General features: G+C 61.4%; 6 protein-coding genes. 3 read left to right on the top strand and 3 right to left on the bottom strand.

What is annotated here, in order from left to right:
• Positions 1 to 16 precede the first annotated feature (16 nt).
• Positions 17 to 1720 (top strand): AMP-binding protein, encoded by a 1704-nt coding sequence (locus tag LRO94_RS16060; RefSeq protein ID WP_099602292.1) that lies wholly within the window; start codon positions 17 to 19, stop codon positions 1718 to 1720.
• Between the two features lie 134 nt (positions 1721 to 1854).
• Here LRO94_RS16060 and LRO94_RS16055 read toward each other — a convergent pair whose 3' ends face one another.
• Positions 1855 to 2970, bottom strand: coding sequence for a Gfo/Idh/MocA family protein (locus LRO94_RS16055; RefSeq protein ID WP_032886496.1), 1116 nt, complete (start codon positions 2968 to 2970; stop codon positions 1855 to 1857).
• A 307-nt stretch (positions 2971 to 3277) separates the two neighbouring features.
• Between LRO94_RS16055 and LRO94_RS16050 the strand changes: the two genes are divergently transcribed.
• Both LRO94_RS16050 and LRO94_RS16045 read left to right on the top strand, forming a co-directional pair.
• Positions 3278 to 4318 (top strand): WD40/YVTN/BNR-like repeat-containing protein, encoded by a 1041-nt coding sequence (locus LRO94_RS16050; RefSeq protein WP_032886495.1) that lies wholly within the window; start codon positions 3278 to 3280, stop codon positions 4316 to 4318.
• 15 nt (positions 4319 to 4333) lie between these two features.
• A complete protein-coding gene (locus LRO94_RS16045; protein ID WP_032886494.1) occupies positions 4334 to 6709 on the top strand; it encodes an efflux RND transporter permease subunit in 2376 nt (791 codons plus the stop codon).
• A gap of 50 nt (positions 6710 to 6759) precedes the next feature.
• Here LRO94_RS16045 and LRO94_RS16040 read toward each other — a convergent pair whose 3' ends face one another.
• Both LRO94_RS16040 and LRO94_RS16035 read right to left on the bottom strand, forming a co-directional pair.
• Complete coding sequence (locus LRO94_RS16040) at positions 6760 to 11652, bottom strand: dermonecrotic toxin domain-containing protein (RefSeq protein WP_179178873.1); 4893 nt, start codon at positions 11650 to 11652, stop codon at positions 6760 to 6762.
• Positions 11653 to 11766: 114 nt separating this feature from the next.
• The gene (locus LRO94_RS16035; protein ID WP_179178874.1) at positions 11767 to 16386 is read right to left on the bottom strand and encodes a hypothetical protein; all 4620 of its coding nucleotides are present in this window, start codon (positions 16384 to 16386) and stop codon (positions 11767 to 11769) included.
• Between the last annotated feature and the right edge of the window lie 17 nt (positions 16387 to 16403).

The following is a 16403-nucleotide window of genomic DNA, read 5'->3' as shown; positions in this document are numbered from 1 at the left end:
CAATAAGGAGACTGCCATGAACGCTATCAGCCAGGAACACACCGAACGCGTGTGGTTGAACGCTTATCTGCCCGGCGTCCCGGCAGACATTGATGCCGCGATTGAGGAATACCCATCGCTGCGGGAAGTATTCCTGGAGCACCTGGAAAAATTCCGTGAGCGCGTGGCTTACGTCAGCATCGGCACCGAAATGACTTACGCCGACTGGCAGGTCCAAGGCATTGCGTTTGCCGCCTGGCTCCAGGGCCAGGGCGTACAGCCGGGCGACCGTGTGGCGCTGATGATGCCCAATTGCTTGCAGTACCCGATCTGCCTGCTCGGCACCATCCTGGCTGGCGCAGTGGTGGTCAACGTCAACCCGCTGTACACCGCCCACGAACTCAAACACTTGCTCAAGGACAGCGGCGCCGAGACGGTGGTGATCTTCGAAAACTTCGCCCACACCCTGGAGAAGGTCGTGGCTGGCAGCAGCGTCAAGCGCGTGGTAATCGCGGCCATCGGCGACTTGCTCGGCACCTTCAAGGGCGCGGCAATGAACTTCATCCTGCGCAGCGTGCAGAAGCAGGTACCCGCGTTCAAGCTGCCGGGGGCGGTGCGTTTCAATCGGGTGTTGAAACAGGGGCGGGCCCTCAACCACTTTCCGGTGAGCATGGCCCTGGATGACCTGGCCTTCCTGCAATACACCGGCGGCACCACTGGCGACGCCAAAGGCGTGATGCTCAGCCACCGTAATATCATCGCCAACCTGCTGCAGGCCAAAGCGTGGGTCGGCGACCAACTGGACCAACACAAGCAGGAAACCAACGTCACGTTGCTGCCGCTGTACCACATCTTTTCCCTGACGGTGAACTGCCTGATGTTCATGTGCCTGGGCGGGCGCAACATCCTCATCGCGAACCCTCGGGATGTGAAACGGGTGCAGATGATCCTGCGCAAGGAGCGCTTCAACGGCATTGCCGGGGTCAACACACTGTTTAACGGCTTGCTGGAAAACAAGGAGTTCTGCGCGCGGGACTTTTCCGACCTGCGCATGGTGATCGCCGGCGGCATGGCCACGCACACGGCAGTGGCCAAGCGCTGGAAGGAAGTCACTGGGCTGCCGATCATCGAAGGTTATGGCCTGACCGAGTGCTCGCCGGTAGTGAGCATCAGCCCGATCAACATTGCGCGCATGCGCGAGATGGAGTTCACCGGTAGCATCGGTGTGCCGTTGCCGTCCACCTGGGTGCGCTTTATGCGTGAGGACGGTGAACTCGCCGACATTGGCGAGCAGGGCGAACTGCAAGTGCGTGGCCCGCAGGTGATGCAGGGCTACTGGAAACGCCCCGAGGCAACCGCCGAGGTGCTGGATGCGCAGGGCTGGTTGTCCACCGGCGATATTGGCGTGATGGACGAGCGCGGCTATATCCGCCTGGTGGATCGCAAGAAGGACATGATCCTGGTCTCGGGCTTCAACGTGTATCCGAATGAAATCGAAGACGTGGTGGCGATGCACCCTGGCGTAGGCGAAGTAGCCGCGATTGGCGTGGAGGACGGCGTCACGGGCGAGAAAGTGAAGATCATCGTGGTGCGCAAGGACCCGAACCTGACCCAGGAACAGATCCTCGCCCATTGCCGGGAATACCTGACGGGCTACAAGGTGCCCAGGTATGTGGAGTTTCGCACCACCGAGTTGCCTAAAACCACCGTGGGTAAAGTGCTGCGCCGAGCCTTGCGCTGATTTAAATGTGTGTAGGCGATCTAAATGTGTAAGTGATCTAAATGTGGGAGGGGGCTTGCTCCCGATGGCGGTGGCCCAGTTGGAACATCTTCGTCTGACACACCGCCATCGGGAGCAAGCCCCCTCCCACATGTTCAAACCGAGTTCACGTTGACCCAACGTTCTTCCTGGGCAGCCACGCGAATCGCCGTCGCCAACCGCTCCACCTCCCACGCCGCTTCAAAGTCGGTGCCATCGGTCCCCTGGCCTGCGACGGCCATGATCAATTCTTGCACTTCCAGGGTCTTTAACTCGTTGTAGCCAAGTTGGTGTCCCGCTGCCGGGCTGAACGCCGCATAACCGGGCAGGGAAGGGCCGGCCAGCAAGCGTTGGAAGCCGTCCTGGCCGACACGGCACAGGCGAAGCTCATTCAAGCGCTCCTGATCGAACGCCAAGGTGCCTTTGGTGCCGCTGATCTCGAAGCTCAAGTGGTTCTTGTAGCCATGTTTGAGCCAACTGCTGCTCACCGTGCCGCGCGCGCCATTGGCGAAACGCAGCAGGGCGTGTACCTGGTCATCCACGGCGATAGGTTTGAGTTCGTTGCTGCCTTTGACAGCCGGGCGTTGAACGTGGACGGTCTGGGTATCGGCGCAGACGCTGACCACATCCCCGACCAGATAGCGCGCCATCGACAGCAAGTGGCTGCCCAAGTCCGCCAGGGCGCCGCCGGCGTGTTCCACTTCGCAGCGCCAGGACCAGGGTGATGTTGGGTCAGCCATAAAGTCTTCGCTGAACTCGCCCTGGAAGCTGATGAGGTCACCCAACTCGCCACTGGCGATCAATTGCCGCGCCAAGGTGATCATCGGGTTGTGTTGATAGTTGTAGCCCACCCGCGTTACCACCCCGGCGGCACTGGCGGCGCGGCGCATGGCGTCGGCCTGTTCCAGGCTCACGGCCAGGGGTTTTTCGCAATACACCGCTTTGCCGGCGGCAATCGCGGCCATCGCCATGGGGTAGTGCAGGTGGTTGGGGGTGGTGATGGCCACGATATCGACCTTGGGGTCGTTGATCAGCGCCTGCCAGTCGCCATGGGCGTGATCAAACCCCCAGGACGAGGCGCAGTGCTGGGCGCGTTCGGTGTCGGCATCGGCCAGGGCGGCCAGCTTCAGGGTGACTGGCAGTTCAAACACCGCCCGGGCATTGTTGAACGCCAAGGCGTGGGCGCGGCCCATGAAGCCTGTGCCGATCAAGCCGATTCCGAGTTCACGCATAGCCGTGGTCCTTTGGATTATTGTTTTCAGGATGTGCATTAATGGAATAAAAATTCCCATATTTCAATAGATGGAATAAAAATTCATTAACGCCTCGGTAATCACCTTGGCGAATGCAGCTATATTCACCAAGTGGCCAAAAGCCGCCAGTTAACAAAAGATAACGTAGCGCCGATTGTCAGACGATTCCAAAGCCCGATAGGATGGCCCCTGCTTCCTTCAGGCGCTCTAGATTGCAGGTTTCAGAGCCCGGGAAGGCAAGACCTAACAATAATAAATGGGAGAAAGGTCTATGAGTGAGCCTGTCATGGGTTGGGTTGTTTGCCGCCCACGCGCCGCACGCAGGGTTGCGTTGCTGGCCACAGCGCTCTCGTTGCTGGCCGGTGCTGCGTTGACGACACCGGTGCTGGCAGCCAGCGATACCCCCGCAACGCCAGCGTTTGCGATTGAGTCCCCCAAGGCCGCCAAAGGCCTGATGATCGACGTGGTGCATGCCGGCAAGCGCCTGGTAGCCGTCGGTGATCGCGGGCATATCCTCTATTCCGATGACCAGGGCTCTACCTGGACCCAAGCCAAAGTCCCCACCCGCCAATTGCTCACGGCAGTGTTTTTCGTCGACGACAAACATGGCTGGGCGGTAGGCCACGATGCGCAAATTCTCGCCAGCACCGACGGCGGCGCCACCTGGACCCAGCAATACCAGGACCTCAAGCGCGAAGCGCCGCTGCTCGATGTGTGGTTCAAAGACGCCAATCACGGCCTGGCCGTCGGCGCGTACGGTGCATTGATCGAAACCACCGATGGCGGCAAGAGCTGGAACGACGTCAGCGACCGCCTCGACAACGAAGACCAGTTCCACCTCAACGCCATCGCCCAGATCAAAGACGCCGGCCTGTTTATCGTCGGCGAGCAGGGCAGCATGTTCCGCTCCAGTGACGACGGGCAGACCTGGGAAAAACTCGAAGGCCCTTATGAAGGTTCGCTGTTCGGGGTAATCAGCACCGCGCAACCGCAAACCCTGCTGGCCTTCGGCCTGCGCGGCAACCTGTACCGTTCCACCGATTTCGGCAGCACCTGGGAGCAGGTTGAGTTGAACGCCACCCGTGGCGCCTTGGAGTTTGGTTTGTCGGGCGCGACCTTGCTGGATGACGGCGCAATCGTGGTGGTCGGTAACGGTGGCAGCGTGGTGGTCAGCCACGACGATGGCCAGACCTTCAGCGTGTTCAACCGCCCTGACCGTATTTCACTGTCGTCGGTGACGGCGGCGGGCAATGGCAACTTGATTCTGGCCGGGCAGGGTGGCGTTCGCGTATCGACGCCGACTGGCGCTGAGCTCGTAAAACAATAAGAAGGCGGGGACAGAATGAGCAGTCATCACAACGATAAAGCGACCTTTCTTGAGCGCCTGATTTTCAACAATCGCCCGGCAGTGATCGTCATCTGCCTGCTGGTGAGCGTGTTCCTGTTCTGGCAGGCGACGCTGATTCGCCCGTCCACCAGCTTTGAAAAGATGATCCCCCTCAAGCACCCCTTCATCGAAAAGATGATGGAACACCGCAACGACTTGGCCAACCTGGGCAACACCGTGCGCATCTCGGTGGAGGCCAAGGACGGTGACATCTTCACGAAGGAGTACATGGAGACCCTGAGGCAGATCAACGACGAGGTGTTCTACATCTCCGGCGTCGACCGCTCGGGCCTCAAGTCGCTGTGGAGTCCTAGCGTGCGCTGGACCGAAGTGACCGAAGAGGGCTTCGCCGGCGGTGAGGTGATCCCCCAAAGCTACAACGGCTCGGCGCAAAGCCTCGATCAACTGCGCAATAACGTACTCAAGTCCGGCCAGGTCGGGCGCTTGGTCGCCAACGATTTCAAGTCGAGCATCGTGGATATCCCGCTGCTGGAGTCCTATCCGGACCCGCAGGATCAGGGCAAGTTGCTGGCCCTGGACTATCGCAAGTTCTCCCATGAACTCGAAGACAAGATCCGCGACAAGTTCGAAGCCCAGAACCCCAACGTCAAGATCCACATCGTGGGCTTTGCCAAGAAGGTCGGCGACCTGATCGACGGCCTGGTAATGGTGGTGCTGTTCTTCGGCATCGCATTCGTCATCACCCTGATTCTGCTGCTGTGGTTCACCAACTGCCTGCGCAGCACCATCGCGGTGTTGAGCACCACCCTGGTGGCGGTGGTCTGGCAACTGGGGTTGATGCACTTCTTCGGCTTCGGGCTGGACCCGTATTCGATGCTGGTGCCGTTCCTGATTTTCGCCATCGGTATTTCCCATGGCGTGCAAAAGATCAACGGTATCGCCCTGCAATCCAGCGAGGCCGACAACGCGTTGACGGCTGCACGGCGGACCTTTCGTCAACTGTTCCTGCCGGGGATGATCGCGATCCTGGCGGATGCGGTCGGGTTCATTACGCTGTTGATCATCGACATCGGCGTGATCCGTGAACTGGCCATCGGCGCGTCCATCGGCGTGGCGGTGATCGTGTTCACCAACTTGATCCTGCTGCCGGTGGCGATTTCCTATGTCGGCATCAGCAAGCGCGCCATCGCCAAGAGCAAGAAAGACGCAAACCGCGAGCATCCGTTCTGGCGCCTGCTGTCCAAATTCGCCAGCGCCAAAGTCGCGCCAGTGTCGGTCCTGCTGGCCCTGGTCGCCTTTGGCGGCGGCCTCTGGTACAGCCAGAACCTCAAGATCGGCGACTTGGACCAAGGTGCACCGGAACTGCGCCCGGACTCGCGCTACAACAAAGACAACAACTTCATCATCAGCAATTACTCCACCAGCTCCGACGTGCTGGTGGTAATGGTCAAGACCAAGGCCGAAGGCTGCTCGCGGTATGAAGCCATGGCGCCCATCGATCAGTTGATGTGGAAGATGCAGAACACCGAGGGCGTGCAGTCGGCGATCTCGCTGGTGACCGTGTCCAAGCAGATGATCAAGGGCATGAACGAGGGCAACCTGAAATGGGAAACCCTGTCGCGTAACCCGGACGTGCTGAACAACTCCATTGCCCGCGCCGACGGCCTGTACAACAACAACTGCTCACTGGCGCCGGTGCTGGTGTTCCTCAACGACCATAAGGCCGAAACCCTCGACCGCGCCGTGCATGCGGTGCAGGACTTCGCCAAGGAAAACAACAAGGACGGCCTGGAATTCATCCTCGCCGCCGGTAACGCCGGGATCGAGGCTGCCACCAACGAGGTCATCAAGGAGTCGGAACTGACCATCCTGATCCTGGTGTACCTGTGCGTGGCGACCATGTGCATGATCACCTTCCGCTCGTGGGCCGCGACCCTGTGCATCGTGCTGCCACTGGTGCTCACCTCGGTACTGGGCAATGCGCTGATGGCGTTCATGGGCATCGGCGTCAAGGTCGCGACCTTGCCGGTGGTGGCGTTGGGCGTGGGGATTGGCGTGGACTACGGCATCTACATCTACAGCCGCCTGGAAAGTTTCCTGCGTGCCGGGTTGCCGTTGCAGGAAGCCTATTACCAGACGCTCAAATCCACCGGTAAAGCCGTGTTGTTTACCGGCCTGTGCCTGGCCATCGGCGTGTGCACCTGGATCTTCTCGGCCATCAAGTTCCAGGCCGACATGGGCCTGATGCTCACCTTCATGCTGCTGTGGAACATGTTCGGTGCACTGTGGCTGCTGCCGGCACTGGCGCGCTTCCTGATCAAACCCGAGAAGCTGGCGGGGCAGAAGGGCAATTCGCTGTTTGCCCACTGAGCCCAAGGCGGTACACAACGTCCGGCGTCAGCGACGCCGGACGTTGAGGGTCAATTGATGGTTGGCGCGATAGCCAGGAAGAGCTGGTCCTGGGGCGGCGCGATCAATACGTACAGGATTCTTTCCACCGGGTCGGCCCCTGCCGCCTGCTCACTGCGCAATTTCGCCTGGACATGTTCCTTGAGCAGATCCTTTTGCGTGTATTTGCGCTGGCTGGCCAGTTTCAAGTGGGCTCGCGTGTAGCGCTCAGGCGGCGCGTCGGCGGTGGCGTAGTGAAAGTGGGCATACCAAAGCACACTGGGCGGCTTTTGCGCTTTGTCGTACACCGCGTATTCGGTGAAGAAATCCCCACTGAGGGTTGGCCGCTGCGGGTCTGCCAGGCTGGTCAGGTTGATATCGATTTCCTTGTGTCGCCAGAGGTAATCGAGGCTTTCCAGGGTTGGCCACTGGCGTTTGTAGGCGTCGCTGCACAGTCGTGTGGCCATGCGCTGCATGTCCCTGGCGTTGGCGCGGTAACGATCGATGGCGTCCTGCGCCCTGGGCTGGTCGCTGTGATCCCGTGCGATTTCATCCGCAAGTGCGTTGAGTCTATCGGCCTGTCCGGTGAGCAACTCATCCCAGTCGGCCGGGTTGACGTCTTGCCGGGTGAGGGCGGACTCCAGCTTCTTCTGTTGGGCACTGATCAGCCGTTCGATCTCGGGGCGTTGCCGCAGCACTTTCTCGCCCTGGTCTTTGAGCATTGCCAGGGTAGAGGCCGGCGCCGCCGGTTCGGGGGCGGCCATGGGTTGCTGGGGCGTTTCCACCCAACTGCCGGCATCATCCGCGTCGAAGGTGGTCAGGGGTTCACCGGTCAGGCTATTGGTAATGGTGAGCCGTTCGCGTGGGTGTAGACCATCGACAGGTTTCAGCTCGCTGATCCAGTACGTGCGCGTACGGGTTTTGAAGATACGTTTGGCCGGCTCTTTCGGCCTGAGCAACGTGGCGGCGGATGCTTCGACCTCCAGTGCTTCCTGGCTGCGCACCACACTTTCCAGCTCGTTTTCAGCCAGCGTCCGCGCCCGACTCAGCCCGGCCAGCAGGCGTTCGGCCACGGGGTGTACGCGTTGCGGATTGATGAACGTGAGCGCTTCGATGGCCTGCTCGTAGCTGCGGTACTTGTCCAGGATTGTGCCGTACAGCAATCGTTGCTCATCCAGCGGATAACCGCTGCTGCTGCGCACTTCGGTATGTGACAGCAAGGCCTGGCCCAGGCTCGAATTGTTTAGATGGTCGATGTACAGCGCCTCCAGCGGCGACACCTCCAGCGCCGACAATTTCACGACCACCCACGAGAGCGGGATCAGCGCATGCATCTCCAGGTTCTGCGCAAAAAAGTGCTGGAACGTCGTAATTTTGGACAACGCTTGCGTGCGCAACACACGTCCGGCCACGGAGTCCTGTTCCAGCAACTCAAGGGTGGTTTCCATCTCGCGCGAGCGGGCCGCCATGCGTTGAACGACGTCCGCCAGTTCAATCGAGCGGGTCACATGTTCGTTATACGCCCAGGGGCGACCTTCGCGCAGTTCCTCGCGCATCCGGCTGGCCAGGTGGCTCATGGGCTCGCCACGCTCAGTGAACATAAAGGTGTCGGCCCATTTCTGCAGGTGGAAATGCGTGCGCATTTGCTCGTCCCAAAGCGTTTTGAGCGTGATGGCCTGGTCCTGGACATGGGGGCCGGCACCCGCGTATTTCTGCAGGTCCTGACCTACCTTGTACAGCTCGATGCGCTTTGGCAGTACCTTGGCGTAACTCTGCTCGAGTTTATCCAGGACCACCTCATAGTCGGTGCGCGCCTTCGAATAGGCCGCTATCTCCTGCTGATGCCGTGCTTCGATCGCGGGTCTCTGCGCATCGGTGGCTTTTTGCAGCAGGTTCCACACCAGTTTCAACGTAGTGGTCTGCTTGATCAGGACCACGCGGTTATTGTTAAGGCGGGTCAACCAATCTCTGAACTCGGCCATGTCTGGGGAAATCTGCTCATTGAGCGTGTCCATCCGGTCCTTCAATTGCACCGCCTGGCGACGATTCTCTTCGCGCAGCGTTGCCAGACGCTTGGGCCCGCCGCCCGCCAGCTTGAGCCCGCGGTCTAGGGTCCAGTGGCCCTTGCCATCGGTGCGCAGCTTGATGCCGGGGTGGTCGGGTTTGTTCGGGTCAATGATGAATACGTCGTCCACGTCCGGGGTAATGTTGACGCGAAACAGCAGGCCGCCCACCGTGGCGTGCCAGCGCTGGCCGATCTTGAACAACCCGCGATAAGGGCCGAGCGCGACGGGGTCCGGGGCGTGTTCAGGCCAGGGCACATTGACCTCCAGCAGTTTCCTTAACAAACGTGTCGCGGCCCTGTCGCTGGCCAGGGAGCGGTCGATATCCAACAGGGTGCGGCCGCCGCCGGGCGGTTCGGCAGGCAAGCCGACGATGCCCCGTCGAACCACGGCCGGGGTTGAGATGGCCTGTCCCTGCGGGTGTTGCAATGGCAACCGTGGGACCTCCGCTTGCGCAGGGGGCTGTGCTACGTGGTCGCGTATCCCCAGGTGAATCAGAACCATGCTGGTGTTGAGCAGCAGGTCGACCCACGCCAGTTCACGGGCAATCGGGTCTTTGCTTTCCAGGGCTGGTACGTCCTGCTTGAGGCTCAGGGCCAACTGCATGAACCAGCCCACCGCCGCCAAGGGCCCACGCACCAGCATCAGCAAGGTGTTGAAGCCCAGTTGCACGCCTTCGAGAATCAGCGCCCAGCGGCTTTCGGCGTTGGACGTCGAGTCGCGGTCGGCTTGCTCCTGCAGTTGCCGCGCTTCGCACTCGTACAGGTAGTCCATCAGTTGGTTGTTGCCCAGCGCCTGGAGGATTTGATCGCTGCTTTCATCATTCGGCGGGGCCAGCGTCGCGGGGCGTGGAATGGGCGGCAAGGGGTCGAACTCGGAACCTATGCCGCTGACACGCACGTAATGGGGCTCCCGGAATCCGCCGTTGCTGTACACCGCTCTGGCAGGGTCTTCCATCCAGGCCAGGACGCTGTCCTGCAGCTCGCCGGGCTCGGCGATGGCGGCCAGCAGACTGGCGCGGTCGGTGAATTCCAACAGCGAATCCCGATACGCCGGGCGATACAACAAGCGCGGGCCTGGCTGCCCGTTGCGCGGCTCGATGATGAACATATTCTGCACCCCGTCCGCCTTGGCGCCGGGCTTGCGTTGAAAGGCGAGCACACGCATGACCACTTCATCCATGCCCGCCCAGCGCTCGGTACTGTGGGTGCCCAGCACTGCTTCGACATAGCGCAGCCCTCGCGACGTAAGCCCGGCTTGGCCTTTGATCTTGTATTCCAGGGCCTGGGTTTTCAGGTCGATGGGACGCTGCACAAGGAACAGCCGCTTGCGCTCTTGCGCCTGGGCGTCCTCGCCGAGCAGTGACTGGTGAAGGTAAGCCGGGTAGTTGCGCCCGACATCGATGCGCTGCACCAGCGCGAGCAGATACTCCGGGGTCAGGCTGCTGTCGACCGGCTGGCCATCCGCATGGCGCACCGTCATGCGGCCGGCAGGTTTACCTGAAAGGTTCTTGAGCGCCAGGTCGACCAGGCTCATTGACACGCGGTCGATATAGCCACTTTGCAGAGTGCCCACCGGCACTTCGAAGGTCAGTTGCAGTGCGTCGGCCCGGTAGGCGCCCTGGGCAAGTTCCTTGCAGCTGCGTTCGCCGTGTTCGTTGGCGTTGCGGTCCAGGCACAGTTGGTGATCCAGATGGCTGGCGGCATAGCTGCGAATATCCTCGAGATCATCGAGGTAGTGTTTGCCTTGATTCAGACGCCGAAGGCTGGCCTGTTCGAGCAGGCACTGAGAAAACGCGAAACGATCGGCCGCCGAGGCGTTTTGCAGCCAGCCGGGCAGGGCCGTCTCGATCGACGGCGCGGGATGGCTGGCGATGGCGGGCGAGTCGGGGAACAGGCTGGCCAGGTCGGTGATTGCCGCAAACTGCTGTTCCAACGCCTTGACGCTGGTGCCCGCCGGCAGGCGCAGATTGGCCAGGTTCTCCAGTTGTCGATCCAATACCAGCGCCGCCTGCACTTCGAAAATATCGCCATCGGGCTCGTACTGGCGCCAAGTGATGGTGTCGGCCATCCCCTCTGCCTGCATGCGTTTGCCCCATGCCTCGCCGAATGCATCAAGGCTGGCGTAGGAATCGATCCGGCCGGACAAACCACACAGCAGCACGCGCGTGCCGCTGACCACTAGAATATCGCTGGCCTGCTGCGTCAGTGATGTGCTGCCTTGTACAAGCTGGGTTTCCAGGGTGTAGGCGTGGATCGCATTGGCAGGCCATGGCTGCTCGGTTCTGGTTTCTCGGCTGGGATAGTCGGCCAGGGTGCTCAGTATCTGCAGTTGCTGGGTGTCGTCCCCCGATTGACGGACGGCGCTGGCCCTGAATGCGCCGCGCAGCACTTCGGCCAACCATTGCCAGCGACTGACGCCGGTATCGCTGTCCTGTTCCCAATACGCGGCCAGCGCCTCTTGGGCCCCGATAAACAGGATCAAGGGCAGTTCCCGTATCGCGTTTTCGAAGACGTTCAGGTCGTAGCTGCGCTCGCCATCGGCCTGAAACGTGAGTCGGCTGCCGGTGGCGTCGCTCAGGTAGGCGTCCAACCCGTAACTCAATGAAAGGTCGGGGAAATGGCCGTCGGCAAGGAATTGCAGCGCCACATCCAGCACCGGCCGCAGTGCCCGGCCGCCCCCCTCACGGGGGAGCGCCATGTACAGATCCGAAGGGGCGATGGACAGGGGCGGGTAGTGTTCTTTCAGGGTGCGGGCCAGCATTTCTGCAACTACCGACCGCAGGGCGGGGCGCGTTGAAAACTGCCCCTTTATCACGGTTTTCAACAGGTTTTCCGCCGGGATCGGCGTGACGATTGGCATGAAAGGTATTCCTTTACGTTGGATAAGCGAATGCCCGCCTAACCTAACGCCAACGCCACGCCTGATGCGGTAGCCCGATAGTGCACACGTGCGCGAACGGCTCGGGCCGGTTTATTACGGGAACGATAAGAACCAGCGCTGCGCCAGCGCCTTGCCAATCAAGCCTCGGTGTACGTCGACCACTGCCTGCGGGCCCTGCGCCTTGGCGAGCAACGAGTAATAGCTTTGCTTGCGCTGTTCGCGGGTTTTCATGTGCGCGGCGGTGTAATCGGCCCCTGCGGTGTCTGCGGTGGGGTAGTGAAAATGCGCATACCACACCGGGTAGCCTTTGGGATCATTGATCGCGTACTCCTGGATGAAGTCCTGGCGCTCACCCTTCAATCGGGTCCGCCCGCCCAACTTGGCCACGTTGACCTGGCGCTGGTTGAGCAGGTATTCCAGATTGCCGTGGGTGGGCGGCAGTTCCAGGCTCAGTTGGTGCCGCAATGTCTGGCCCAAGGCACTCAAGCGTTCACCGGCCTTACGCATGTCGCTGGCCAGTGCCTGGTCAGCGGTGGTCCTGGCACTCTCGGGCTGAGCGGCGATGGCCTGGTCCAACTCGGTGGCCAGTTTGTCATAGCGAGCCGCTTCGTAATCCAGGACCTCCTGGACCTCCTGGGGGTGTCTGCTGCTTTTTTTGTAGTGCTCGGCCCTGCGCAGATGATCATCCAGCATGGCCAGCAACTTGCGCGCTTCACCCTTGACCTGGCTCAGACTGCGCGGTGGGACGGGCGCCTGGGGCGGCGTCTGCACCACATACTCGACCCATACATCGCCCTGCTGTGAATAGCTCTCGACCACTTGCCGGGTGTTCTCGTTGCGTACTTCGACCACTTCAACGTTGTGCACCCGCTGCACGTCGCCGATCAGCATGCCCCTGCGCCGGGTCTTGATTACCCGTTTTGCCGATGTGGCCGTCGGGGCCTGAGCCGGCACAGGCCTGGGCGGCTGGCTGCTGGTGTGTGCAATCGGTCTGACCTCCCTGGACAGACGTTGTGTTACCTCGTCGTAGAGCCCGCGGACCAGGTTCAGCAACCGGCCGCTGAACGTCGCATCCAGGCCCTCGACGTCGACAATTTCCAACCCGAGCAACCCATCCAGCGCACGGCCGTAATGCTCCACCAGACTTTCCAACACACTCAGCCGATCACTGGGCGACAGCACCAGGCCGTTGAGTTCGGCGTGGGTGCGTACCTGCTGCTGCAGCGGGCTGACAATGTTATCCATCGCCTTGAACAGCGGGTGCCCGAAATCCTTCACGCTCAGGTATTTCAAGGTGCGCAGTTGCAAGTCCTTGATGGACAGCGCGCTGATCTCGTTCACCCGATTGGCAGTCATCTCGATGAATCGTTTGGCGCCGCTGGAGCCCATTGACTGCATGTGTTCAAGGTGGCGCGCCTGGCGTTCAAGCCAGCGGATACTGCGCTCGTTGATGTCCGCCAGTTGGGACGTGAACTGGCGATAGCGGTTGCGTTCAAGCACGACTGCCACATTGAAACCGGGACCTTCACGCCGGAACTGCGGGTGGGCGCGGTACAGGTCTTCTCTGTCGAGCTCGGCAATGGCCACATGTTTACGGGCATTGAGAACGGCGTCGTGCAACAGGTCCAGGGTTTTTGTCAGCGATAAGGGAACGTTTAAGGCTTCACGCTCCTTGAGGCTGTCCAGGATCTGCTGCTGGTGCTGGCTTTGTTTCTCAAGGGCGGCATCGTACTGATGACGCGCCTCTGCCAGTGGCTTGCCGCTTAAACCGGTCTGCCGGGCTTCTGCCTTGTCGACCTCGGGCTGAGTTTGCAAGTAGGCCCGAAGTTCATCCTCCAATGCCTTGACGCGGTTGGCCTTGCGCTCGCGCTCGGCAGCGATGCGCTTTGGCGGCATGCCACCGCGCAGGCGCAGCCGGGAGTCCACTGACCAGATGCCCTGGCCGTCGTCGCGCAGGTAAGGGCCAGGCCGTTGGGCATCGGTGGGGTCGGTAATTCGCACGCTGCCATCGTCCTCCAGGTTGACGCGGAACAGGTCGCTGTCGACCTGCGCATGCCAGCGGCTATCGATGAGGTACAAGCCCTTGCGGGGGCCATTCAAGACCGGCTGTGGCAGGTCACCCGGCATCGGCACCTTGAGTGACGCGAGGTTGGCGCGCTGGCTGGGCGTAAGGCGATAACGGGCCTGGGCGTAGCTGAAATCCACGGCGGTGTGCAAGCCTTGTGGCTGCACGCCGGGCAATGCAACGGTGCCTTGGCGAATCCGTGCAGGTGTGGGCGCCGGCCATGCCTGCGGGCGTCGCTGCGGCACGCGTAGCGCCACGGCTGGGGGCGGGGCAGTGGGGGCCAGCGGGGATTCCAGCAGCAGTGTTGCGACAGTGAGCAACAGGTCGATCGCGCCTTGCTCGCGAGACGTGGCGGATGAACTGTCGAGCAACTGAATGTCCTGGCTGAGGCTGCTGTACAGCGCCAACAACCACCCCACTATCATTGACGGGCCTGACAGAAGTGGTTGCAGCAAGCTGCCGAACAACAAACTCCCGCCCTCCATCAGCACCTGCCAGCGACTTTCACTGTTGGACGTGGACTCGCGCTCGGCCTGTTCAATCAGGGCCCGGCTGTGGTCGCTGAACAGGTAAGTCATCAGTCGCCCGGTGACCAGGCACTGGTGCAGTTCGTCGTTGGCGCCGTCGCTGGCGAATGTCGCCGGTGGCGGCGTGCGGCGCGGCGCGAACTCATCGCCCTGGCCAAAACGCAGATAATGGGGCTCCTGAAAACCGCCGTGGTCGTAAATCGGTCGGGCGGTATCGGATAACCAGGTCAGGACACTGGTTTGCAATTCACCCGGTTGCGCAATGGCCTGGAACAGCGCCGCCCGGCTGGAGAACTCCTGCAATGCCTGGGCATACAAGGGCCGGTAAAGCAGATGCGGGCCGCGTTCACTGCCCTGGAACTCGATCAAGTACATGGCGCTGACCTTGTCGGCCTTTGCGCCGGGGCTGCGCAAAAAGGACAGGTGACGGATCACCACCGGCTTGCCGTCGACCTTCTGTTCGGCGCTGCTCCCTTGCATCAACGCCGCCACCATACGGGCGCCTTGTGGCGTGATGCCGGCTTCGCCCTTGAGGCTCAGTTCCAGCGCCAGCAAGCACAGTTGCATCGGCTGCTGAGCGGCGAACAGTGTTTCCCGCTCCCGCGCCTGAGGCGTGTCGCTCAACAGCGCTTGCTTGAGCAACTCGGGGTAGTGCTTGCCGATGTCGACGCGCTTGATCAATCCGTTGCCGCCAATCACCGTTTCGCGGGTCAACCAGGCCGGTAATGGTGTGCCCTGGCGATGGGCGATGGATAACTCGCCGCTGGGCAGGCCTGCCAGGTTTTTGAGCGCCAGTTCCGTCAGGCTCATGTGGACACGTTCGACAATACCCACGGTGCCTGGGTAGCCCGCGGCAACGACGAACGTCAGTTGCAGGTCATCAGGGTGCAGGGCCACTTGCCCGGTGGTGTCACCGGCAGCGCTCGCCTCATGGTCAAGTGCTTGCTGCAGGGCATGTACGGTGTAGGTGTGGATATCGTCGATGCCGGTGAGAAAAGAGCGCCCACCCGCCCGCTGTTTGGCGGTGGCCAGGGCCAGGCTGTATTGCCGGTATCGCTCACGGTATCCGGGGGCCGCATCGCGCAAGGCATCCGGCAACCGAGCGCGCACGGCATCGAGGGTGCGGACGGGGCCGTCTTGCGCATCCAGGAAAAACTCGCCGGGGTCGGTGAGCCGCAGGTACAGCGCCTGCAGGGTTTCCTGGCGTTGTTCCAGGGGCAGTTTCAGAGCGGCCAGGCGTTCCATTTGCAGGTTAAACAGCGTCGTGGCCTGGTAATCAAAGATCGAGCCCTCGGGCTCGTAACGATTACAGGTGATCGTCTCTGCCTCGTACTGGGCAGCGGCGCGCTCGCCCCAGGCAAGGGTGAAGGCATCCATGGACGAGAACGCCTCGACACGCCCGCCGGGGGAACACAGCAGCACCGGCGCCTTGCCGTTGATGGCACGCGTCAGTAGCAACTGCTCTGACAACACGCGCCTGGTTTGGCCTGCGTTATCCAGTTGTGTCTCCAGGCTGTAGGCGTATACCGCGTGCTCACCATATCGCGCGATCCGCTGTTCGCGGTCCGGGGTGCCAATGAGTTGGTCAAGGGTCTGCCGCACGTCCGCATCCAGGTCGGTCTGACGCAAGGCGCTGGCTTGCAGGGTGGTCATGAGCATGTCGCTGAGCCAACGCCAGCGGCTGCCGCCTGTGCCCGAGGGCTCATTCCAGTAATGGGCCAGTGCGTCCTGTGCGGCAATGGGCAGTGTCGAACACAGATCCTGGATCAGCGATTGGACCACCGTCATCTCCAGCTTTTCGCGGGTCAGGCCCGGCAGTTTCAGGCGTTTGGGCGGTACGTCCGAGAGGTAGTGATCGATACCGTACGCCTCACCGAGATCCAATGGCCCGATACCGGCGAGGTAATTGAAGATGACGTCCATCAATGGCTGAAACGTCCAGCCCTTAGTCGCTTGCGGGATTGCCAGGTGCGTAAGGGCCAGGTTAATGCTCAACGAGGGGTAGCGTTCGCGCAGGGCATTGCCGAGCAGGGTCTGGACCAAGGGCATGAGGCTCGGGCGGGTGGCGAACTGGCGGCTGACGGCCTGGACGGTTAGGGGAGGAGACGATAACGGTTGCATAGGGATGAAAATCCTTT

The sequence above is a fragment of the Pseudomonas sivasensis genome, from assembly GCF_021391435.1.
Lineage (GTDB): Bacteria > Pseudomonadota > Gammaproteobacteria > Pseudomonadales > Pseudomonadaceae > Aquipseudomonas > Aquipseudomonas sivasensis.
This window is presented reverse-complemented; position numbering and strand designations above follow the sequence as displayed.

Bases quoted from the DNA above. Each gene is read 5' to 3' on its own strand.
- LRO94_RS16060 (WP_099602292.1), top strand. From the start codon at position 17: ATGAACGCTATCAGCCAGGAACACACCGAACGCGTGTGGTTGAACGCT.
- LRO94_RS16055 (WP_032886496.1), bottom strand. From the start codon at position 2,970: ATGCGTGAACTCGGAATCGGCTTGATCGGCACAGGCTTCATGGGCCGC.
- LRO94_RS16050 (WP_032886495.1), top strand. From the start codon at position 3,278: ATGGGTTGGGTTGTTTGCCGCCCACGCGCCGCACGCAGGGTTGCGTTG.
- LRO94_RS16045 (WP_032886494.1), top strand. From the start codon at position 4,334: ATGAGCAGTCATCACAACGATAAAGCGACCTTTCTTGAGCGCCTGATT.
- LRO94_RS16040 (WP_179178873.1), bottom strand. From the start codon at position 11,652: ATGCCAATCGTCACGCCGATCCCGGCGGAAAACCTGTTGAAAACCGTG.
- LRO94_RS16035 (WP_179178874.1), bottom strand. From the start codon at position 16,386: ATGCAACCGTTATCGTCTCCTCCCCTAACCGTCCAGGCCGTCAGCCGC.